The 20,739-nt window shown below is 63.3% G+C and carries 15 protein-coding genes and 1 pseudogene; 12 read left to right on the forward strand and 4 right to left on the reverse strand.

Annotated features, from left to right (window positions below; translation table 11 throughout):
- The first annotated feature begins 65 nt into the window (after positions 1 to 65).
- Positions 66 to 1,886 (forward strand): translational GTPase TypA, encoded by a 1,821-nt coding sequence (typA, locus tag AC19YT_RS01490; protein ID WP_095108846.1) that lies wholly within the window; start codon positions 66 to 68, stop codon positions 1,884 to 1,886.
- Positions 1,887 to 2,058: 172 nt separating this feature from the next.
- On the opposite strand, the gene AC19YT_RS01495 is transcribed toward typA, so the two are convergent.
- Positions 2,059 to 2,496 carry a YkgJ family cysteine cluster protein gene (locus tag AC19YT_RS01495; protein ID WP_095108847.1) on the reverse strand — a complete coding sequence of 146 codons (438 nt, stop codon included), beginning with the start codon at positions 2,494 to 2,496 and terminating at the stop codon, positions 2,059 to 2,061.
- Between the two features lie 239 nt (positions 2,497 to 2,735).
- On the opposite strand from AC19YT_RS01495, the gene AC19YT_RS01500 reads away from it, so the two are divergent.
- The 5 genes from AC19YT_RS01500 (at position 2,736) to AC19YT_RS01520 (ending at position 11,730) form a co-directional block, all read left to right on the forward strand.
- Positions 2,736 to 5,189 carry a glycogen/starch/alpha-glucan phosphorylase gene (locus AC19YT_RS01500; protein ID WP_095108848.1) on the forward strand — a complete coding sequence of 818 codons (2,454 nt, stop codon included), beginning with the start codon at positions 2,736 to 2,738 and terminating at the stop codon, positions 5,187 to 5,189.
- Between the two features lie 140 nt (positions 5,190 to 5,329).
- Positions 5,330 to 8,515, forward strand: coding sequence for a DUF2339 domain-containing protein (locus tag AC19YT_RS01505; protein ID WP_500599603.1), 3,186 nt, complete (start codon positions 5,330 to 5,332; stop codon positions 8,513 to 8,515).
- A complete protein-coding gene (locus tag AC19YT_RS01510; protein ID WP_500599604.1) occupies positions 8,512 to 9,891 on the forward strand; it encodes a DUF3999 domain-containing protein in 1,380 nt (459 codons plus the stop codon). Before AC19YT_RS01505 ends, AC19YT_RS01510 begins: the two co-directional genes overlap by 4 nt.
- 222 nt (positions 9,892 to 10,113) lie before the next feature.
- Positions 10,114 to 11,124 carry a class 1 fructose-bisphosphatase gene (locus tag AC19YT_RS01515; protein ID WP_095108851.1) on the forward strand — a complete coding sequence of 337 codons (1,011 nt, stop codon included), beginning with the start codon at positions 10,114 to 10,116 and terminating at the stop codon, positions 11,122 to 11,124.
- A 3-nt stretch (positions 11,125 to 11,127) separates the two neighbouring features.
- On the forward strand, positions 11,128 to 11,730 hold the full coding sequence (locus AC19YT_RS01520) for a DUF924 family protein (RefSeq protein WP_500599606.1): 603 nt from the start codon (positions 11,128 to 11,130) through the stop codon (positions 11,728 to 11,730).
- 74 nt (positions 11,731 to 11,804) lie between these two features.
- Here AC19YT_RS01520 and AC19YT_RS01525 read toward each other — a convergent pair whose 3' ends face one another.
- Positions 11,805 to 12,569 carry a methyl-accepting chemotaxis protein gene (locus AC19YT_RS01525; protein WP_371856232.1) on the reverse strand — a complete coding sequence of 255 codons (765 nt, stop codon included), beginning with the start codon at positions 12,567 to 12,569 and terminating at the stop codon, positions 11,805 to 11,807.
- A 93-nt stretch (positions 12,570 to 12,662) separates the two neighbouring features.
- Positions 12,663 to 13,697: pseudogene (locus tag AC19YT_RS01530) on the reverse strand (HAMP domain-containing protein); the annotation flags it as partial.
- Positions 13,698 to 13,983: 286 nt separating this feature from the next.
- Here AC19YT_RS01530 and AC19YT_RS01535 point away from each other — a divergent pair.
- Entirely contained in the window at positions 13,984 to 14,238 is a 255-nt protein-coding gene (locus AC19YT_RS01535) for a hypothetical protein (RefSeq protein ID WP_095108854.1), read from the forward strand.
- Positions 14,239 to 14,270: 32 nt separating this feature from the next.
- The gene (locus tag AC19YT_RS01540) at positions 14,271 to 14,840 is read left to right on the forward strand and encodes a lipocalin family protein (protein ID WP_095108855.1); all 570 of its coding nucleotides are present in this window, start codon (positions 14,271 to 14,273) and stop codon (positions 14,838 to 14,840) included.
- A 51-nt stretch (positions 14,841 to 14,891) separates the two neighbouring features.
- Here AC19YT_RS01540 and AC19YT_RS01545 read toward each other — a convergent pair whose 3' ends face one another.
- Positions 14,892 to 16,256: a formimidoylglutamate deiminase gene (locus tag AC19YT_RS01545; protein WP_500599607.1), complete on the reverse strand. Its 1,365-nt coding sequence runs from the start codon at positions 16,254 to 16,256 to the stop codon at positions 14,892 to 14,894.
- A 144-nt stretch (positions 16,257 to 16,400) separates the two neighbouring features.
- Between AC19YT_RS01545 and hutC the strand changes: the two genes are divergently transcribed.
- From hutC to AC19YT_RS01565, 4 genes are all read left to right on the forward strand, one after another.
- A complete protein-coding gene (hutC, locus tag AC19YT_RS01550) occupies positions 16,401 to 17,111 on the forward strand; it encodes a histidine utilization transcriptional repressor HutC (RefSeq protein ID WP_176465098.1) in 711 nt (236 codons plus the stop codon).
- Between the two features lie 19 nt (positions 17,112 to 17,130).
- On the forward strand, positions 17,131 to 17,700 hold the full coding sequence (locus AC19YT_RS01555; RefSeq protein ID WP_500599609.1) for a HutD/Ves family protein: 570 nt from the start codon (positions 17,131 to 17,133) through the stop codon (positions 17,698 to 17,700).
- Positions 17,701 to 17,835: 135 nt separating this feature from the next.
- Positions 17,836 to 19,458: a hypothetical protein gene (locus AC19YT_RS01560; RefSeq protein WP_500609606.1), complete on the forward strand. Its 1,623-nt coding sequence runs from the start codon at positions 17,836 to 17,838 to the stop codon at positions 19,456 to 19,458.
- Positions 19,459 to 19,520: 62 nt separating this feature from the next.
- Positions 19,521 to 20,564: a hypothetical protein gene (locus AC19YT_RS01565; protein ID WP_500609607.1), complete on the forward strand. Its 1,044-nt coding sequence runs from the start codon at positions 19,521 to 19,523 to the stop codon at positions 20,562 to 20,564.
- The last annotated feature ends 175 nt before the right edge of the window (positions 20,565 to 20,739 follow it).

Raw genomic sequence — 20,739 nt, forward strand, 5'->3', positions numbered from 1 at the left:
TGACTCTATTGAAAATCGCTGCCACGACCTGTCAGCACACCGAATCCTCTGATCGAGATACACAAGTGATCGAAAATCTACGCAACATCGCCATCATTGCTCACGTTGACCACGGTAAAACCACCCTGGTAGACAAACTCTTGCGTCAATCCGGCACCCTGGAGCGCAACGAGCTCAACGACGAGCGCGTGATGGACTCCAACGACCAGGAGAAAGAGCGCGGTATTACCATCCTGGCGAAAAACACCGCCATCAACTGGAACGGCTACCACATCAACATCGTGGACACCCCGGGCCACGCCGACTTCGGCGGTGAAGTAGAGCGTGTGATGTCGATGGTCGACTCCGTTCTGCTGCTGGTTGATGCACAAGACGGCCCTATGCCGCAAACCCGTTTCGTGACCAAGAAGGCTTTCGAAGCCGGCCTGCGTCCAATCGTGGTCATCAACAAGGTTGACCGTCCGGGCGCACGTCCGGACTGGGTTCTGGACCAGATCTTCGACCTGTTCGACAACCTGGGCGCCACCGAAGAACAGCTGGACTTCAAAGTCGTCTACGCCTCGGCCCTGAACGGCATTGCCGGTCTGGAACACACCGACATGGCCGAAGACATGACCCCGCTGTACCAGTCGATCGTCGACAACGTACCGGCGCCGACTGTTGACCGTGAGGGCCCGTTCCAGATGCAAATCTCGGCACTGGACTACAACAGCTTCCTGGGTGTTATCGGCGTTGGCCGTATCGCCCGTGGCAGCGTCAAGCCGAACACCCCGGTTGTGGCTATCGGCGCCGACGGCAAGAAGCGTAACGGCCGTATCCTGAAGCTGATGGGTCACCACGGCCTGCACCGCATCGACGTTGAAGAAGCCTTCGCCGGCGACATCGTGTGCGTCAGCGGTATGGACTCGCTGTTCATCTCCGACACCCTGTGCCAGCCGGACAATGTCGAGGCGATGAAGCCTCTGACCGTTGACGAGCCAACCGTTTCCATGACCTTCCAGGTCAACGACTCGCCTTTCTGCGGTAAAGAAGGCAAGTTCGTGACTTCCCGTAACATCAAGGAACGTCTGGACAAAGAGCTGCTGTACAACGTGGCACTGCGCGTTGAAGAAGGCGACTCGGCCGACAAGTTCAAGGTATCCGGCCGTGGTGAGCTGCACCTCTCGGTACTGATCGAAACCATGCGTCGCGAAGGCTTCGAAATGGGCGTTGGTCGTCCAGAAGTCATCATCCGTCAGGTTGACGGCGTGAAGCAGGAACCGTTCGAAAACGTCACCATCGACACCCCTGAAGAATCCCAGGGCAAGGTCATGGAAGAGATGGGCCTGCGTAAGGGCGACCTGACCAACATGGTGCCGGATGGCAAAGGCCGTGTGCGTCTGGAATACAACATCCCTGCTCGTGGTCTGATCGGTTTCCGTAACCAGTTCCTGACCCTGACCAACGGTGCTGGCATCCTGACCTCGATCTTCGATCGCTACGACACCATGAAGTCCGGCGACATGTCCGGCCGTCAGAACGGTGTTCTGGTATCGGTAGAAACCGGCAAGGCACTGACCTACTCCCTGGAAACCCTCCAGGCGCGTGGCAAGCTGTTCGTTGAACACGGTCAAGAGATCTACAACGGTCAGATCGTTGGCTTGAACAGCCGTGACAACGACATGGGCGTCAACCCAACCAAAGGTAAGAAGCTCGACAACATGCGTGCTTCGGGTAAAGACGAAACCATCGCCCTGGTTCCACCTGTTCGCTTCACCCTGGAACAGGCCCTGGAATTCATCCAGGACGACGAACTGTGCGAAGTGACGCCTAAGTCGATCCGCCTGCGTAAGAAGATCCTGGACGAAGGCGAGCGTACCCGCGCTGCCAAGAAAGCCAAGAACTGAGTTAACTCAGGCTGAATGAAAAACGCCCCCGGTCGAAAGGCCGGGGGCGTTTTTTTATGCTTTGGATTTGTAGGCTGGGTTCAGGGCCTTATCGCGGGCAAGCCCGCTCCCACAGGGGCTGCATTTCGATTGTGGGAGCGGGCCGTGCCCGCGATAAGGCCTCTGAGGCGCCTCAGAACCGCTCAATTACCCGCGTGGTGGTCTGGCGCGCCACTTCTTTGGGCTTGTAGGCGCAGTACCCCGGGCGCGGGCCGATTTTCGGGTGGTTGCGGCAGGTGTCCGGGCGCTTGTCATAAATGGTGCACAGGCGGCTCTTACGATCCAAGTACAGGCAGTCGTTGTTGCTCATGCGCTGCAGGGTGAAGATCTCGGACTTCTGGTTGTAGCGCTCCACGATCCCTTCTTTTTGCAGGCGTTTGGCGATGTTCTTCGGCGGGTCGCCGCGCTCGAACTCATCGACTATGCCGATGCGGATCAGATCCTTGATCTTGACCTCCACCGGCAGTGTGCAGCAGCTGGACACGCAGGAGCCGCACATGGGCGCGGAGTATTTGGCCCAGGTATCGAGTCGGTCGATTTCCGCGGCGGCGATCAGGTTGGGCTTCATCATGTGGGGCTTTATACCGGCGTGTGCATCAGGGCGCGCGATCATACCGGGAGTGGTGGATTTTTGAACAACCTTTCGCCGGTTTTTTTCCATGACCGGCCCATTGGCGAGTTATTCGGCACGCGCCCTGCATCCCAGATGCTTATTCGGCCCCCCCTGACAGAAACTGCCGAACCAGAGCGCCCTGTGCCTGTCACACCGTCTAGGCTCAGACAATTTCATGCTCGCCCGAGGTCCTATTGATGACTCAAGAACCACTGGTTGTTCGCGAAGCAGACGTGGCCGCATTTCGCCAGGCTGTCCTGACCAAACTGACGTACGCCGTGGGCAAGGACCCGGATCACGCCTTCGACCACGACTGGTTCGAGGCCATTGCCCTGGCGGCGCGCGACCACATGGTCGAGCACTGGATGGACCACACCCGGCAGATCTACCGCAAGGGCCAGAAGCGCGTTTATTACCTGTCCCTGGAATTCCTCATCGGCCGCCTGCTTTACGACAGCCTGAGCAACCTGGGCCTGTTGGAAGTGGCGCGCGAAGCCCTGGGCGAACTCAACGTCGACCTGGAGCGCATCCGCCTGCTGGAACCGGACGCGGCGCTGGGCAACGGCGGCCTGGGGCGGTTGGCGGCGTGTTTCATGGAAAGCATGTCGACCCTGGGCATTGCCGCCCATGGCTACGGCATCCGTTATGAGCACGGCTTGTTCCGCCAGGCGATTGTCGATGGCTGGCAGCAGGAGCAGACCGAGCACTGGCTGGACTTCGGCAACCCGTGGGAGTTCGAGCGCCCGGAGGTGATCTACCCGATCGGCTTCGGCGGCGCCGTGGAAACGGTCGACGCCGACACCGACGAGCCGCGCCAGGTCTGGTGGCCGGCCGAAACCGTGCGCGCCGTGGCCTACGACACCCCGGTGGTGGGCTGGCGCGGCGCCAGCGTCAATACTTTGCGCCTGTGGCGCGCGCGGGCCATGGAAGACCTGCACCTGGAACGCTTCAATGCCGGCGACCACCTCGGCGCCGTGGCCGAGGTGGCGCGGGCCGAGAGCATCTCCCGGGTGCTTTACCCGGCCGACAGCACCGAAGCGGGGCAGGAACTGCGCCTGCGCCAGGAATACTTCTTCGTTTCGGCCTCGCTCCAGGACCTGCTGCGCCGCCACAAGAACATGCACGGCTCGGTGCTGAGCCTGGGCGAGCATGCCTCGATCCAGCTCAACGACACCCACCCCTCGATTGCCGTGGCCGAGTTGATGCGCCAATTGGTCGACCTGTACGAGATCCCCTGGGACCAGGCCTGGCAGGTCACGGTGCAAACCCTGTCCTACACCAACCACACCCTGCTGCCCGAGGCGCTGGAAACCTGGCCCGTGGGCCTGATGGAACGCATGCTGCCGCGGCACATGCAGATCATCTACCTCATCAACGCCCAGCACATCGACTCGCTGCGCGCCCAGGGCATCCATGACTTCGACCTGCTGCGCGCGGTGTCGCTGATCGAGGAAGACAACGGCCGCCGCGTGCGCATGGGCAACTTGGCGTTCCTCGGCTCCCACAGCGTCAACGGCGTGTCGGGCCTGCATACCCAACTGATGCGCAGCACCGTGTTCGCCCAGTTGCACGGGCTCTACCCGCAACGCATCAACAACAAAACCAATGGCATCACCTTCCGCCGCTGGCTGTACCAGGCCAACCCGCAACTCACCGCGTTGATGGTCCAAGCGCTGGGCCCGGACCTGCTCGACAGCGCCGAGCAGCGCCTGATCGAACTGGAACCGTTCGCCGAAAAAGCCAAATTCCGCAAGCAATTTGCCGAGCAGCGCCTGCACAGCAAGCGCGCCCTGGCGGAAATCGTCCTCGAACGCCTGGGCGTGGCGATCAACCCCGAGGCGCTGTTCGACGTGCAGGTCAAGCGCATCCACGAGTACAAGCGCCAACTGCTCAACCTGCTGCACACCGTGGCCCTGTACCAGGCGATCCGCGCCGAGCCGGGCGTGGACTGGGTGCCACGGGTGAAGATCTTTGCCGGCAAGGCCGCCGCCAGCTACCACCAGGCCAAGTTGATTATCAAACTGACCAACGACATCGCCCGCACCATTAACAACGACCCGACCGTGCGCGGCTTGCTCAAAGTGGTGTTCTTGCCCAACTACAACGTCAGCCTGGCCGAAAGCATCATCCCGGCGGCGGACCTGTCGGAGCAGATCTCCACCGCAGGCTTCGAGGCCTCGGGCACCAGCAACATGAAATTCGGCCTCAACGGCGCGCTGACCATCGGTACCCTGGACGGCGCCAACGTGGAAATGTGCGAGCGCATTGGCGCCGAGCACATGTTCATCTTCGGCCTCAGCGCCCAGCAGGTGGAACAGCGCAAGCGCGACGGCGCGTTCAACGCCGCGCCCGATATCGCCGCGTCCCGGCGCCTGGGCGACGTGCTCCAGGCCATCCGCAGCGGTGTGTTTTCCCACGACGACCCGGCGCGCTACACCGCATTGATCGATGGCCTGATCGATTACGATCGTTTCTTAGTGTGTGCAGATTTCGACGCCTATTGGGATGCCCAGGCGCGCGTCGAGGCCCTGTGGCACGACGCAGACGCCTGGTGGCGCTCGGCGGTGCTCAATAGCGCACGTATGGGGTGGTTTTCGTCCGACCGCACCATTCGCGAATACGCCACCGACATATGGAAAGCCATGGACTAGGCAAGCCCGGCGCGGCCGATATACTCAGCCCCACTGCGCCCCATGCTCCTGTACCCCTGCCCCTGAGTGGGAGCGGGCTCTGCCCGCGATAGCGGTCTGCCGGTCGGTGCAGAACATCGCGAACCACTAGGGATCTCACCATGCAATGGATGTTCATGCTCATCGGCCTGCTGCTGGGCTGGCTGCTCGACGAGGAGCCCGGCGAAGCCCTGGTCGGCGCATTGCTGGGCCTGGGCCTGGGCCAGGCCATCGTCCTCTCGCGCCTGGGCGCGCAAGCGGCAGTGCAGGGCCAGGCCTTGGCCGCGTTGGAGCAACGCCTGGCCCTGGTGGAAAGCCCGGCCGCCGACGTCCAAGCCCCCGCCCCCGCCCCAGTACCGGTAGAGCCTGAACCGGTAGAGCCTGAACCGGTCATGGCCGCTGCGCCCGAACCCACCGCGCCCGCCCAGGAACTGGTCTGGGAACTGCCCGCCGACCTGCCCACCGCCGAGCCAACCCCCGCCGACCCTTGGCAACCCGCGGCGCCACAGCAACCTGCGCCGCCGCGTACACCCAACCTGATCGACCGCGCCATCGCCTCGGCGCGCAACTGGCTGTTGGGCGGCAATACCGTGTTGCGGGTCGGGGTGCTGCTGTTGTTCCTCGGCCTGGCGTTCCTGCTGCGCTACGCCACCGAAGGCGTGGTGGTGCCACTGGAGTTGCGCTACGCCGGGGTGGCTGCCGTCGCCCTCGGCTTGCTGGGCCTGGGCTGGTGGCTGCGCCTGCGCAACCGCCAATACGCCGTGATGCTCCAGGGCGCGGGGATTGGCGTGCTCTATCTCACGGTGTTCGCAGCCATGCGCCTGCACCCGTTGATCGACCCGACCGCAGCCTTGGGCCTGCTGGTGGCGGTGACGGTCTTCTGCGCGATTCTGGCGGTCACCCAGGACGCCCTCGCCCTGGCGGCGGCCGCCGCACTGGGCGGCTTTGCCGCGCCCATCCTTACCTCCACCGGCGCCGGTAGCCACGTGGCGCTGTTCAGCTATTTCGCGTTGCTCAACACCGGCATCCTGGCCATCGCCTGGTTCAAGGCCTGGCGCCTGCTCAATGTGATCGGCTTCGTCGGCACCTTCGGCATCGGCCTGGCGTGGGGCCTGCGCGCCTACACACCGGAACTGCTGTGGAGCACCGAGCCGTTCCTGATTCTGTTCTTCCTGATGTACCTGGCCATTGGCTTGCTATTCACCCGCCGCAGGTTGCTGGAAATGCCCGGTGCCCCGGCCGATGACAGCCGTGCAGCGCTGTTGCAGTGGGCGGCGCGCAAGGGCGATTACGTCGACGGCACGCTGCTATTCGGCCCGCCGCTGGTGGGCTTCGGCTTGCAGTTCGCCTTGGTGCAGCACTTGGAGTTCGCGGCGGCGTTCAGCGCCCTGGCGCTGGGGATCGTCTACATGGCGCTGGCCCGGATGCTGGCGGGCGGGCGCGCCTTGTTGCTGAGCGAAACCTGCCTGGCGCTGGGGGTGATTTTCGCCAGCCTGGCCATCCCGCTGGGTTTGGATGCGCGCTGGACGTCCGCCGCTTGGGCGGTGGAGGGCGCCGGGATCGTCTGGCTCGGCCTGCGCCAACAGCGCGTCATGGCCCGCGCCTTCGCCTTGTTACTGCAAGCGGGCGCGGCGCTGGCGTTTGTCAGCGAACTGCGGGGCGGCCAGACCAGCCTGCTCGACGCCCCGCCGTTGGGCGCGCTGCTGCTGGGGGTGGCGCTGCTGTTCAGCTTCTGGCAACTGCGCCGCGCCGCGCCCCCACAACGGGCCGTGTGGGAAGGCTGGTTGCTGCCGGGGCTGGCCGGCGCGGGGCTAGGCTTTGTGTACCTGTTGGCGCCGCTGTTGTTCCAGGTGCCCGGCACGACGATCGGCTGGGCGCTGCTGGGCCTGTTGAGTTTACTGGCGGGTTTGCGCCTGGCTTCGCGCACCGTTGTGGCGTGCGCGTTGGCGGTGCAGGTGGGCGCCGGGTTGATGTTCTTCGCGGCGTGGCTGGGGCGGGCGGCGGCGGAAGGCGCCACGGCGCTGGCCCACGCCAGTTTCTGGGCGCCGCTGGCCTTGGGCCTGGCGGGGCTGATCGGGGCGTGGCGCCTGCATCGCCAAACCTTGGCCACGGCGTGGCAGCCGCTGGACCTACCGCGTTTGTCTGCCGCGTTGTCGTTGTGGGGCGCGCTTTGGTGGGCCCGGGCCTGGGCCAGCGAAATCCTGCGCTTTGCCCCGACTGACCTGCATACCGCGCTGCTACTGGTGGCGCTGGCCCTGAGCATGGCGCTGTGGGCGTGGCTGGCGCTGCGGTTGCGCTGGCCGATGTTGGCCCTGCTGTGCACCGGGTGGGTGCCGGTGGCGGCAGTGGTGCTGGTCGCGGGCTACTTCGAGGGCTATCACCCAGCGGTGGACTTTGGTTGGCTGGCCTGGCCGCTGCTGTTCGCCGTGCATTTCCTCAGCCTGCGGCGCCTGGCGCCGATGCTGCCTGCCAGGGCCTTGAGCGCGGCCCATGTGCTGGGTTGCTGGCTGCTGATCGGCGTGTTGGCGCTGGAATTGCGCTACGCCATGGTGCTGATGGCCGAGCAGTACAACGCCTGGCGCTGGTTGGGTTGGGCGCTGTTGCCCAGCCTGTACCTGGTGCTGGCGGCGCTGCCCCGGGCCTGGCCGTGGCCGGTGTCGGCCTATGCCCGCGAGTACCGGGTGTACGCTGCGCTGCCGCTGGCGGGGTTGATGCTGGTGTGGTTCTGGCTGGCCAACGCCTTTAGCGCGGGCAACGCCGAGCCGCTGCCTTATGTGCCGCTGCTCAACCCGCTGGAGCTGGGCCTGTTGTTCGCCCTGTTCGGCGTGTACCTGTGGTCGCGCAGCGCGGCGGGCCAGTGGGGCCAGTGGGGCCTGCGCGCCGACCACGCACAGCGCCTGGGGCAATTGTTGGTGGGGGTGTCGCTGTTTGCGTTCTTCACCGCGCTGGTGATGCGCGGCGCCCATCAGTGGAGCGGCGTCCCCTTTGAGTTGGATGCGCTGTTGGCGTCGATGCGGGTGCAGGCCGGGTTGTCCATCGTCTGGACCCTCATGGCCCTGGGCTTGATGATCGGCGGCCATTTGCGCCATCGCCGCGAAGTCTGGCTGGTGGGTGCGGCCTTGATCGCGCTGGTGGTGGCCAAGCTGTTTTTTGTCGAACTGAGCAACCGTGGCGGGTTGGCCCGCATCGTCTCGTTTATCGGCGTCGGTGTGCTGTTGCTGGTGGTGGGCTACTTCGCGCCGCTGCCGCCCAAACGTGTGCAAACGCCCGCCAACGCGGGTAACGAAAAGCAAGGAGTGTCGTCTTGATTGCAACGCTGAACCGCGGATGGCTGGGCGCGCTGGGCCTGTGCCTGGCGCTGGCGGCCCAGGCCCAGGCCCAGGACCAACCCGGCGACTTCGCCACCCAAGTACCCCTGACCCTGAGCGGCGACGGCCCGTGGTACCGCCTCGAGTTGCCGCTGGCCGTGCAGATGCTGGCACGCCACAGCGACCTGGCGGACGTGCGGGTGTTCAACGCCGCCGGTGAGCCGATGGCCTACGCGGTGGCCCGGGAGCCGGCGCAAACCCATGAACAGCGCAACCTGCACGAGGTGAAATGGTTCCCGCTGTACAGCGCCGCCGACGCGGCCGAGGCCAAGCCCAGCGTGCGGGTGCAGTCGAACGCCAGCGGCACCTTGGTGCAAGTGGAGCCGTCCACTGAACTTGAGGCCGGCGAGGAAGTGCTGCGCGGTTGGCTGCTCGATACCAGTGCGGTCAAGGCACCGCTGGAGCAGTTGATCCTCGACTGGACCGATCGCGACGGCTTCCAGCGGTTCAGCATCGAGGCCAGCGACGACTTGCAGCGCTGGCGGGCCTGGGGCGAAGGGCAGGTGGCACGGCTGTCGTTCGCCGACGAGCGGGTCGAACAGCATGAAGTCAGCTTGCCCGGGCAACCGGCGCGCTACCTGCGCCTGCTGTGGAACGCCCCGCAAGCGGCGCCGGCGCTCACCTCGGTGCAAGTGCGCAGCACCAGCAGCACGCGCCTGCCGCAGCCGCTGGTGTGGTCGCAACGCCTGACCGGCAGCAGCGTCAAGGACGGCGAATACACCTGGCAACTGCCGGTGGCGCTGAGTGTCGAGCGCTTGCGCCTGGAAATGGGCGAAGCCAATACCCTGGCCCCGGTGCTGCTTTACGGGCGCCGCGACAGCAGCGCGCCGTGGTACTCGCTGGGGGGCGGTTTGTTGTATCGCCTGAGCCAGAACGGCCAAGACGTGGTGCAGGACCAACTGCAGTTGCCCGGGCAGGCTGTGCAGCAGCTCAAACTCGCGGTGGACGGCCGCGGCGGTGGCCTCGGCCTGGCCGCCCCGGCCCTGTACGTGGCGGTGCGCCCCAGCCAGGTGGTGTTCCTTGCGCGCGGTGCCGGGCCCTACACCCTGGCGCTGGGCAGCCCAACGGCGAAAGCGGCGAGCCTGGGCCTGGAAACCCTGATTCCCGATTACCGCCCCGAACGCCTGGCGACCCTCGGCCAGGCTCGGGTGGACGCCAGCGTGCCGGTCGCCAGCGCCCCGGTCGCCGGGCCACTGACCGAGCCGCTACCGATTGTCGCGGGCACCGACTGGAAAAAACTCAGCCTGTGGGCCGTCCTGCTGCTGGGTGTGCTGGCGCTGGCGGGTATGGCGTTCAGCCTGCTGCGCAAACAATAGGCCCGTGTGGCAGCGGGCCCTGCCCGCGATGGGGCCTGTATAGCCGCTGCCTCTCTATCGGCAGGCATGCCACCATCGCAGGTGTGCCCCGCATTCGGGCAAGTATGGTGGCGGCCGCCCAATCTGAACTCAATCCGCTGAATCTCGTCTGATAAGAGCAATTGCCCCCGCACTCGCGTTAAACTGCGCGGGTTTTTCGCCCCCCATCCTCCGGAGCCTTCCATGTCCCGCGTTACCCTGAGTCGCTATTTGATTGAGCAGACCCGCAGCAACAACACTCCTGCCGATCTGCGCTTCCTGATCGAGGTCGTGGCGCGCGCCTGCAAGGAAATCAGCCACGCCGTTTCCAAAGGCGCACTGGGCGGTGTTCTGGGCAGCATGGGCACCGAAAACGTGCAGGGCGAAGTGCAGAAAAAACTCGACGTGATTTCCAACGAAATCCTCCTCGAAGCCAACGAATGGGGCGGCCACCTCGCCGGCATGGCGTCCGAAGAAATGGACAACGCCTACCAGATCCCCGGCAAATACCCCAAAGGCGCGTACCTGCTGGTGTTCGACCCGCTGGACGGCTCGTCGAACATCGACATCAACGCGCCGGTCGGCACCATTTTCTCGGTGCTGCGTTGCCCCAACGAACACCTGAGCCAGAACGAAGCCCTGAACGAAAAGGCCTTTTTGCAGCCAGGCACCCAGCAGGTCGCCGCCGGTTACGCGATCTACGGCCCGCAGACCATGCTGGTGCTGACCCTGGGCGACGGCGTCAAAGGCTTCACCCTGGACCGCGAAATGGGCAGTTTCGTGCTGACCCACGAAGACATCACCATCCCGGCCGCGACCCAGGAATTTGCCATCAACATGTCCAACCAGCGCCACTGGGAAGCCCCGGTCCAGCGCTACGTCAGTGAACTGCTCGAAGGCGAGAGCGGCCCACTGAAGAAGAACTACAACATGCGTTGGGTTGCCGCGATGGTGGCTGACGTGCACCGCATCCTGACCCGCGGTGGCCTGTTCATGTACCCGCGCGACAGCCGCGAGCCGTCCAAGCCCGGCAAACTGCGCCTGATGTACGAAGCTAACCCGATGTCGTTCCTCGTGGAACAGGCCGGCGGCGTGTCCACCGACGGCCACCAGCGCATCCTCGACATCCAGCCAGAAGGCCTGCACCAGCGGGTGGCGGTGTTCCTCGGTTCCAAAGAAGAAGTCGAGCGCGTGACGGCCTACCACAAGGAATAAACCATGACCGCGCCCTGGCAGCCGTTGCTTGAATGGTGGTTCGGTGAAGCCGAACAGCCCAACGCAGTGGCTGCACAGAAGGGCGAGTTATGGTTCGGCAAGCGTGACAGCCAGGACCTTGAAGCGCGCACGCGTTTCGCGGCCCTGGTGGAGCAGGCCCTGGCCGGCGAATTGACCGGGTGGACGCAATGTCCCGAGGGTTGGCTGGCCCAGGTGCTACTGCTCGATCAACTGCCACGCATGATCTTTCGCGACACCCCCAAAGCATTTTCCGGTGACCTGCGGGCCCAGGCCCTGGTGGCCCAAGGCATTGCCGCGGATTTCGACCGGCAATTGCCGCCGATCCGCCGCGTGTTCATCTACCTGGTGTTCGAACACTGCGAAAACCTGGCGGTGCAGAACGAAGCGGTTTCGCGCTTCAGCCAACTGCACGATCAACAACCGCCGCACGAGCGCGCCGTGTTCGCCAGCAACCTGGACTACGCCCAGCGGCACCAGCAGGTGATCGCTCGGTTCGGGCGCTTCCCCCACCGCAACGACATCCTCGGGCGCGCAAGCACGCCTGAGGAAGTGGCGTTTCTGGCGGGGCCGGGGTCGCGCTTTTAGGCCAGGCTCGCTCCCACAATGGATAGCTTTTGTGTGGGAGCGAGCCTGCTCGCGATAGAGCCCTAACGCTCAGCTCAAATCCTGAAACTGCCCACCAAGTGCTTGAGCCGCGCCGCTTGTTGTTCCAAGTCGGCGCAGGCGCGCAGGGTGGCTTGCAGGTTCTCCACGCCTTCCTGGTTCAGGGTGTTGATTTCAGTGATATCGACGTTGATCGACTCCACCACCGAGGTCTGCTCTTCGGTGGCGGTGGCCACCGACTGGTTCATGCCGTCGATCTCGCCGATGCGCTGAGTCACGCTGACCAACCGCTCGCCGGCCTGGTTGGCGATGCCGACGCTGGTTTCGCTCTGGCGCTGGCTGTCGGTCATGATGCTGACCGCTTCGCGGGCGCCGACTTGCAGTTCCTCGATCATTGTCTGCACTTGCTGCGCCGAGTCCTGGGTGCGGTGCGCGAGGTTGCGCACTTCATCGGCGACTACCGCGAAGCCACGCCCGGCCTCACCGGCGCGGGCCGCCTCGATGGCGGCGTTGAGGGCCAGCAGGTTGGTTTGCTGGGAAATGCTGGTGATGACTTCCAGGATCTGCCCGATGTTCACCGTGTGGCTGTTGAGGGTTTCGATGTTGCCGCACGAATCGCTGATTTTCGCCGACAGTTGCTGCATTGCGCCGATGGTCTTGTCCACCACTTGCTGGCCGTCCTCGGCCAGGCTGCGCGCCTCGCTGGAGTGCTGGGAGGCGAGGGCGGCGTTCTGGGCGATTTCCTGGGCCGCGGCGCCGAGCTGGTTGATGGCCGCCGCGACGCTGCTGGTGCGCGAGGCCTGCTGGTCGGAGTTGAGCATCGACGAGTTGGAGGCGCTGACCACCCGCACTGCCACTTCGTTGACCTGGCCGGTGGCCGAGGCCACTTCGCGGATCGAGCTGTGGATGCGTTCCACGAAGCGGTTGAACGACACCCCCAGCGTGCCGAACTCGTCGTGGCCGTGAATGGTCAGGCGCCGGGTCAGGTCACCTTCGCCTTCGGCAATGTCGTGCATGGCGCGGCCCATGGTCAGCAGCGGCTGCATCAGCAGGCGGATCAGCATGCTCAGCAAAGCGATGATGATGACCACCGCAATCACCATGGCGATGATGGCCGAAGTGCGGAACTCGCCAAGCATGGCGAACGCGGTGTTTTGGTCGAGCACCAGGGCCACGTACCAATCGGCGGACGGCACGCCTTTGACCGGGGTGAGGGCGATGAATTGCGCCTGGCCATCCACCTCGACTTCCTGCAAACCGCTGCGCAGCGCAGGCGTGGCGGCGGGGTAGAGTTCGGCCAAGGTCTTGAGCTGCAACTTGCTGTCCGGGTGGATCAACACTTTGCCTTGGGCGTTGACGATAAAGGCGTGGCCGTGACCGTCGAAGTCCAGGGAGTTGATGATGGCGCTGACGCTGCTCAGGTCGATGTCCGCGCCGCTGACGCCGATGGTTTGGTTCTGGTACTGCACCGGGGTGGCGACGGTGATGACCAGTTTGCCCGAAGAAGCCGAGACGTAGGGTTCGGTGACGATGGTTTGCCCGGCGGCAATGGCGGCTTTGTACCAGCCGCGTACGCGCGGGTCGTAGTCGGCTGGGCGGTTGCCGGTAGGCACCGAGGTCATCGCGCCGTCTTGGCCACCGAAGTAGCTGAGCTGGAAATTGCTGGTGTAGGCGGGCAGGCCGATGCTGCGTGCCAGGTTTTGTGGGGTGGCGCCTTCTACGCCGATCTGCTGGGCCAGGGATTGGGCCAGTTGGATGCGGCCTTCCAGCCAGGTCTGGATATTGCCGGTGGTCAGGCTGCCCAGTTCCTGCATCGAGGTTTCGGTACTGGCGCGCAGGCTCTGGCGCTGGCGGTAATCGTTGAACAGGATGAAGCAGGCGAAGGCCACAGCGACCACCAGGGCGGCGGCCAGGAGGATCTTGTGGCTGAATTTCATGTTTCGGGTCATGGAGGTTTACTACCGCAAAGGCTGGTCGGCGAGAGGGGGGAGGCAATTTGCCACACTGCGGGGGCTTGTGCTGCTTCTATGTCGTCTGGCGTGCGGTAAAGGTGAGGGGTTTTTCGGCAAAACCGACGAAATGTTCGCAGCCCTCAGGAAGTGGCTGATTTATTTGGCAAATGAAGACGTTACCGTTCAAGAAATACCCAGTTACACGGGGAACCAGATGGGGGTTTTCTCTTCTAAGCTTCTGGTTGGCAGCCATGCCTCCCCCTTTCGCCCCAGGAGTTCCACCATGTCGTTGCGATCTATCGCGTTGCTGGCGTTTTGCGTGTTGTTGGCCGCATGCAGCAAGGTCAATCAGGAAAACTACTCGAAACTGTCGGCGGGCATGCCCAAGGCCGAGGTCGAATCCCTGCTGGGCAAACCCACCGACTGTTCCGGCGCCCTGGGCATGTCCAGTTGCACCTGGGGCGACAAAAACAGCTTTATCAGCGTGCAGTACGCCGGTGACAAAGTGTTGATGTTCTCCGGGCAAGGCCTGAAGTAAATCCGGGGCCTGGCGCCCACGGGAGAAGAATAATGATGCGGTTAGTAATAGCTCTTATGGCCGGCCTGGCTTTGGCCGGTTGCGCCACTTCTGGCGATGACGGGTTGGCGCCCAAGACCGTCAACCAGGTTGACCTCAAGCGTTACCAAGGGGCCTGGTATGAACTGGCGCGCCTACCCATGTACTTCCAGCGCAACTGCGCGCAGTCCGAAGCCCATTACAGCCTCAAGCCCGACGGCAACGTCGCGGTGCTCAACCGCTGCCTGACCCAGGACTGGCAATGGGAAGAAGCCCGGGGCACGGCCTCGCCGCAAGTGCCGGGCAAGACCGACAAGCTGTCGGTTGAGTTCGACACCTGGTTCAGCAGGCTGCTGCCGGGTGTGGCCAAGGGCGACTACTGGGTGCTGTACGTCAGCGACGACTACAAGACCGCCATCGTCGGCAGCCCGAGCCGTCGCTACCTGTGGCTGCTGTCGCGGACCCCGGAAATCAACGCGGTCAAGCGTGAAGACCTGCTCAGCCGCGCCCGCCAGCAAGGCTACGACACCACCCGCCTGATCTGGCGCGTCTCGGACCGGCAGATGGCCAAGACCTCGCATTGAGCGAAGAACCCCACCGTCGTAGCAAGCCCGCTTGCTACACAGGGCGTGGGTTCAACCCAGCAACTGCCTTAACACCTGGGTAAAGGCGCGGCGGCTGTCCTCTTCCCCTGCATGATGCCCATCACGGATCACCCACAGCCCATTGACCATCACATCCCGCACCTGGCGGTCGCCGCCGGCGAATAGCCAGCGGTTGAGGATGCCGTCGCCGTCCGCAGTCGCCAGATAGGGGTCGTTGCCGTCCAGCACCAGCCAGTCGGCGCGCTTGCCCACGGCCAGGGCGCCGATGTTCTGCCCCAGGGCCTGGGCGCCGCCGTCCAGGGCCGCGTCGTAGAGGGTGCGCCCGACCATCGGTTGATCGGCGCGATACAGGCGGTTGCGGCGTTGGTCGCGCAGGCGTTGGCCGTACTCCAGCCAGCGCAATTCCTCCACCACGCTCAACGACACATGGCTGTCGGAGCCAATACCCATGCGCCCGCCTTGGGCGAGGAAGTCCACGGCCGGGAAAATCCCGTCGCCCAGGTTGGCCTCGGTGGTCAGGCACAAACCGGCAATGGCCTGGCTCTTGGCCATCAAGCTGACTTCCTGCGGGTTGGCGTGGGTGGCGTGGACCAGGCACCAGCGCCCATCGACCTCAGTGTTTTCGTACAACCATTGCAGCGGGCGCAAGCCGCTCCAGGCCAGGCAATCGTCGACTTCCTTTTGCTGCTCGGCGATGTGGATATGCACCGGGCACTGCTTGTCGCTGGCCGCCAGTACTTCGCTGATTTGCTGCGGCGTGACTGCCCGCAGGGAGTGGAAGCACAGGCCCAGGGCCTGCGCCGGCTTCGCGGCGAGCAGCGGTTGCAGGCTTTGCTGCAACCTGAGGTAGCGCTCGGTGCTGTTGATAAAACGCCGCTGCCCGTCATTCGGCGCCTGGCCGCCAAAGCCTGAGTGGCTGTAGAGCACCGGCAGCAGGGTCAGGCCGATACCGGCGGCGCTGGCGGCCTGGCTGATTTGCAGCGACAGCTCGGCCGGGTTGGCATAGGGCTGGCCATCCTGGTTGTGGTGCACGTAGTGGAACTCGGCCACTGAGGTGTAGCCGGCCTTGAGCATTTCGATGTACAGCTGGCGGGCGATTACCCCCAGTTGCTCGGGGCTGATCTTGCCGACGAGGCGGTACATCAAATCGCGCCAGGTCCAGAAACTGTCGTTGGGGTTACCTGCCACTTCCGCCAGCCCGGCCATGGCGCGCTGGAACGCGTGGGAGTGCAGGTTGGGCATCCCCGGCAGCAGCGGCCCGCGCAGGCGCTCGGCGCCGTCGGCACTGGCCTGGCTCTGGATATGGGTCAGCACGCCGTCGGCGCTGACCTCAAAACGAACATTGTTAGCCCAGCCACTGGGCAGCAGTGCGCGTTCGGCAAAGAAGGCGGACATGGTTCAAAACCCCATCGTGATTATTTGTATATACATATACAGACGTTTGCCTGCCCGGTAAACTCCGGCAAGCTAGCAGCCTTTAATCATTCACAAGGATTTCCTGTGCCGACTCCGCCTGCCGTTTCCCCGCTGGCCGCCCAAATGGGTGACAGTCCGGCGCCCTTGTACGCCCGCGTCAAGCAGATGATTACCCAGCAGATCGAAAGCGGAAACTGGCCGCCCCATTACCGCGTGCCGTCCGAGAGCGAACTGGTCAGCCAACTGGGTTTCAGCCGCATGACCATCAACCGCGCCCTGCGCGAGATGACGGCCGATGGCCTGCTGGTGCGCATGCAAGGGGTCGGTACGTTCGTCGCCGAGCCCAAGAGCCAGTCCGCGTTGTTTGAAGTGCACAACATCGCCGATGAGATCGCCTCGCGCGGCCATCGCCACACCTGCAAGGTCGTCACCCTGGGCGAAGAAGCCGCCGGCTCCGAGCGCGCCGTGGCCCTGGACATGCGTGAAGGGCAGAAGGTGTTCCACTCGCTGATCGTGCATTACGAGAACGACATCCCGGTGCAAATCGAGGACCGTTTCGTCAACGCCCTGGTCGCGCCGGACTACCTCGCCCAGGACTTCACCCTGCAAACCCCCTACGCCTACCTGAATCAGGTCGCGCCACTGACCGAAGGCGAGCACGTGGTCGAAGCCATCCTCGCCGACCCCCAGGAATGTGCGCTGCTGCAAATCGAGCCGGGCGAACCGTGCCTGCTGATCCGCCGCCGCACCTGGTCGGGCCGCCAACCCGTGACGGCGGCGCGCCTGATCCACCCCGGCTCCCGTCATCGCCTGGAAGGGCGTTTTCACAAATAAATGAAAAGAAGAGCACCCCATGAGCCACCTGAAGGTTCTGCGCGCGGCTGACTATCCGCGCATGCCCTGGAAAAACGGCGGTGGCAGCACCGAAGAAATCACCCGCGACGCCGGCACCGGCCTGGACGGCTTCGGCTGGCGCCTATCGATTGCCGACATCGGCGAGTCGGGCGGGTTTTCCACCTTCAACGGTTACCAACGCATCATCACAGTGCTGCAAGGCGCAGGCATGGTCCTCACCGTCGACGGCCAGGCCACCCGGCCACTGCGCCCCCTGGACCCCTTCGCCTTCAGCGGCGCCAGCGAAGTTGCCTGCACCTTGCTTGAGGGGGCGATCCGCGATTTCAACCTGATCTACGCCCCCCAGCGCTACCACGCCCGTTTGCAGTGGCTGAGCGGCGAGCAGCGGTTCTTCAGCTCGGCGGGCACCGTGCTGGTGTTCAGCGTGAGTGAAAACCTGGCACTGACCGTGGTGGGGAACCGCGAGCATCTGGGGCGTCATGACTGCCTACAAGTGGACGGTAATGTTGAGTTGTTGGAGATCGCCAGCGACGGTGCGTGCTGCATCATCGAACTGACCCCAGCCTGATCCGGGTTCAAGCACCCGCCCATGGCAGGTGCAACCTGGCGTAGTCCACTTCCCACCAATCGCGTCCGTTTGGTCTGATTTCGCGCAATAAATTGCCTCGCTAGCATCGCGTTTTGTCCTGCGCGAGTGCGTGCCATGCAGCCATCCTCTCCCCCAGAACCCACTGTCCCCGCCGACAACATGCGCGTCGCCCTGGCGTACATCACCGGCGCCCCGGAAAAACTCTTCGACGCCAGTGTCGATACCGCCCTTTGGGTGTGGGAGGCGATCCAGGGGGATTTCAACCAAGACCGCAGCACCGGGCAAATCGCCTTCGACGCGGCGGTCTCCATGGTGCCCTTGGTAGACCAGGTCTGCGACATGCGCGATTTGGTCGCCAACTGCCGCGAACTGCAAAAAGACCAAAGCAACACCTGGGCCTGGGTCGGCCTGTGCCTGACCCTGATCGGCCTGTTTCCGGTGCTCGGTTCCCTGGTCAAGGGCGTGCTGAAAATCTTCTTCCTGTTCATCCGCCGCTCGGGCGGCCATGCCGTGGAGAAGGCCGTGGACGAGGCGATGACCTGGGTCATCACCCTGCTGCGTAAAAAGGAAGTGGTGAAGTACTGGCGTGGCCTGGAGTGGGGCCAAGTGTTCAAGGAACTGGCTGACGCCATCAAGAAGGTGCGCAACCAGATAGACGTCTTGAGGTTGCTGCACGCCTTCGACCGGGGCATTGCCCTGCTCAACACCCTACTGGGCAAAGTCAAATACGTCCCCGGGGCCGCCGCCAAGGCCGAGCAAACCCTGAACATGGTCAAGGCCGTGCGCCTACAGGCCAATGCCCATATCGGCAAAGCGCTACAACCGATACGCGACGCCCTCGACATCGTGATCCGCCGGCTGGAAATGGAAGACCTGATGCAGCATCGGGCGATCCTGAACACGGTGAATGTGCACTTTCACGGCGGATTGCCCGAGGCGCGGGCGGTGAAATTGATGCGGGATGCGAAGCCGTTGCCGGGGTGGTTGAGTCGGGGGAAGCCGGGGGTGTTTAGTCCCGTCGATCCGAAGGACTACATAGACGAGGTAAACAGAAGAGCCGCCCAAGGATTTCCGCGCCTCGATGATAAGCAGATCCAAACCTTCGCCAAGGGCTTGGAGGCGGATGAACTCAAAGGCCCCCAACGCCTTTACCGCATCTTAGGCCCCGGCAGTGTCGCCAGTGCCCAGGACTGGGTCACGGAAGCCGTGTTCAAACAAATCATGGATTCAGCCAACCCCAAGTCTGCCTGGCGCAAGTACCTGGCGGTGTGGCCGGACTGGAACGTCAATGGCCAGTTCGTGGTGTACGACCTCAAGGCCGGGGAAACCCTCAAGGTCTGGAAAGGCCCCGCGGCGTCCCAGGTCAAGGATGGGGAAGTCGAACTAGGTGACCTTTATCTGGAGGGCGGCTGGGAGCAACTCAAGTTCGATGCCAAGTTCATCCGCAACAGCGCCGGCGAAAGCACCGCTGAAGCCTTCGACACCCTGACCTACTACCGCGTGGATCGCCAGACCGGTCGCATGGAACCTGCCCCGGACATGAACTACGAGCGTTACAAGAACCTTTCGGCAGAAGAGCAGGAGTTCTATGAGTGCCTGCGCGAAAAAATCAATCACCCCGCCATCAGCGGCCCCTTTGATACCGCCTGGGGCATGACCGACTTTGATGCCCAACTTAATAACGTGCGCCTCGGCCTGCCCAACTTGCCCGGCCAAGTAACGGAGTTTAAAAAATGAATCCGCTTTATCCGATGACCCCGACTTATCACCTGTCGCTTTGGCAAAAACGCCAAGCGGCGATGCTCTATTACTACTCGTCGCAAAGTTACCTGGACGCGTTGTTGCCGAAGATCGAAGAGTTGATCGTTATGGCCGAGATGCTTTTAGAACGCCGTTCGATTCTCGACCCCCTGATGGTCAGCGAACGCTGGGGCGTGCGCGATACCGCAGCCAACTGGAGCACCGGCGGTTTTCCAGCCTTGATTGCCTACAGGCAAAGCACGATGTGGCATATGGCCAAGCGCGTCGACCAGTGCTACGGCATCACGGGAACCAATCAATGCGCCCATATGCTGGGCGAGTTCTCGATGCAATGGGCCACCGCAGAACAGGAGAAAGCGTTTCGCGAGCGGGCCAACGAGGTGTTTTCCTACGGTTTTATGATTGACGGAGTTATGAAACGCAACTGGAGCGATTTAACTTTCTGGATTATTTGGCAGGAACTCAAAGAACAATTTCCTCGTTTGCCGAAATTCAAAGTGCATATGGATATTGAAGGTAAAACCGGGGAAGTTCCGCCACGTACCGGTGTTTATGTCTCTCAGGATGATCCTCTGGGTGCCCTGCAATTTGCCTGGACCGGAGGCGGCGAAGGTATGTGGAAAACGCTGGAAGAATGCAAAACATTCAATGATATAGGCCTGGACGCCTTGAAAACTTTGGGGCGCGCAGGCTTGTGGGGCGATGAAAACGGACTTGCAAGGTTCATTGAGCAATCGCCCTATAAAGGCGTCTTTAAAGAGTCGTACTTCTACGCTCGTACCCGAGTACAAGCTCACTCTTTCACCGAACGCCCCTGCAAGTGGTACTTCGTCGAACTTCTCGAAGGCGAGTTTGAAGACAGCGACCCCGACGCCATGGCCGACGCGCCGGGCAGCGAGCCGCAGCACCCGCCGCGCAAAGCCAGCGGCGAGCCGTGCCCCCACGCCGGTTGGTGGTTCAGCCCCGCCCGTGAAGGTTCGCGGCAGTATTTCCGTGATGGCGCAATTTTTCCCAAGCTGGAAGGCGACTACGGCTACACCTTCTGGCTCTGGAGCCCGGACCAGTCCAGGCCAACACTTTGATCGTTCACCGCCATTGCGTTTACCTGCTACCTCGCCCTTCTCGGTTGTTACTGAACGCCCCATTCGGGGGCGTTTCCTTGCTTCGGTAACAACGTGTTCGTCGTTGTTGATTTCTCTTGTCGTGCTCTGAATTTCTCAGACTCCCTTGATCTACGGGCTCTACAACCCTGCCCAG

Source organism: Pseudomonas sp. MF08875 (assembly GCF_059862525.1).

What these genes read in the sequence shown, in the direction of transcription:
- AC19YT_RS01560 (WP_500609606.1), top strand. Translation starts at nt 17,836, where the DNA reads ATGCAGCCATCCTCTCCCCCAGAACCCACTGTCCCCGCCGACAACATG.
- AC19YT_RS01545 (WP_500599607.1), bottom strand. Translation starts at nt 16,256, where the DNA reads ATGTCCGCCTTCTTTGCCGAACGCGCACTGCTGCCCAGTGGCTGGGCT.
- AC19YT_RS01495 (WP_095108847.1), bottom strand. Translation starts at nt 2,496, where the DNA reads ATGATGAAGCCCAACCTGATCGCCGCCGCGGAAATCGACCGACTCGAT.
- AC19YT_RS01520 (WP_500599606.1), top strand. Translation starts at nt 11,128, where the DNA reads ATGACCGCGCCCTGGCAGCCGTTGCTTGAATGGTGGTTCGGTGAAGCC.
- AC19YT_RS01500 (WP_095108848.1), top strand. Translation starts at nt 2,736, where the DNA reads ATGACTCAAGAACCACTGGTTGTTCGCGAAGCAGACGTGGCCGCATTT.
- AC19YT_RS01540 (WP_095108855.1), top strand. Translation starts at nt 14,271, where the DNA reads ATGATGCGGTTAGTAATAGCTCTTATGGCCGGCCTGGCTTTGGCCGGT.
- AC19YT_RS01525 (WP_371856232.1), bottom strand. Translation starts at nt 12,569, where the DNA reads ATGCTCAACTCCGACCAGCAGGCCTCGCGCACCAGCAGCGTCGCGGCG.
- hutC (WP_176465098.1), top strand. Translation starts at nt 16,401, where the DNA reads ATGGGTGACAGTCCGGCGCCCTTGTACGCCCGCGTCAAGCAGATGATT.
- AC19YT_RS01505 (WP_500599603.1), top strand. Translation starts at nt 5,330, where the DNA reads ATGCAATGGATGTTCATGCTCATCGGCCTGCTGCTGGGCTGGCTGCTC.
- AC19YT_RS01515 (WP_095108851.1), top strand. Translation starts at nt 10,114, where the DNA reads ATGTCCCGCGTTACCCTGAGTCGCTATTTGATTGAGCAGACCCGCAGC.
- AC19YT_RS01535 (WP_095108854.1), top strand. Translation starts at nt 13,984, where the DNA reads ATGTCGTTGCGATCTATCGCGTTGCTGGCGTTTTGCGTGTTGTTGGCC.
- AC19YT_RS01565 (WP_500609607.1), top strand. Translation starts at nt 19,521, where the DNA reads ATGCTCTATTACTACTCGTCGCAAAGTTACCTGGACGCGTTGTTGCCG.
- AC19YT_RS01555 (WP_500599609.1), top strand. Translation starts at nt 17,131, where the DNA reads ATGAGCCACCTGAAGGTTCTGCGCGCGGCTGACTATCCGCGCATGCCC.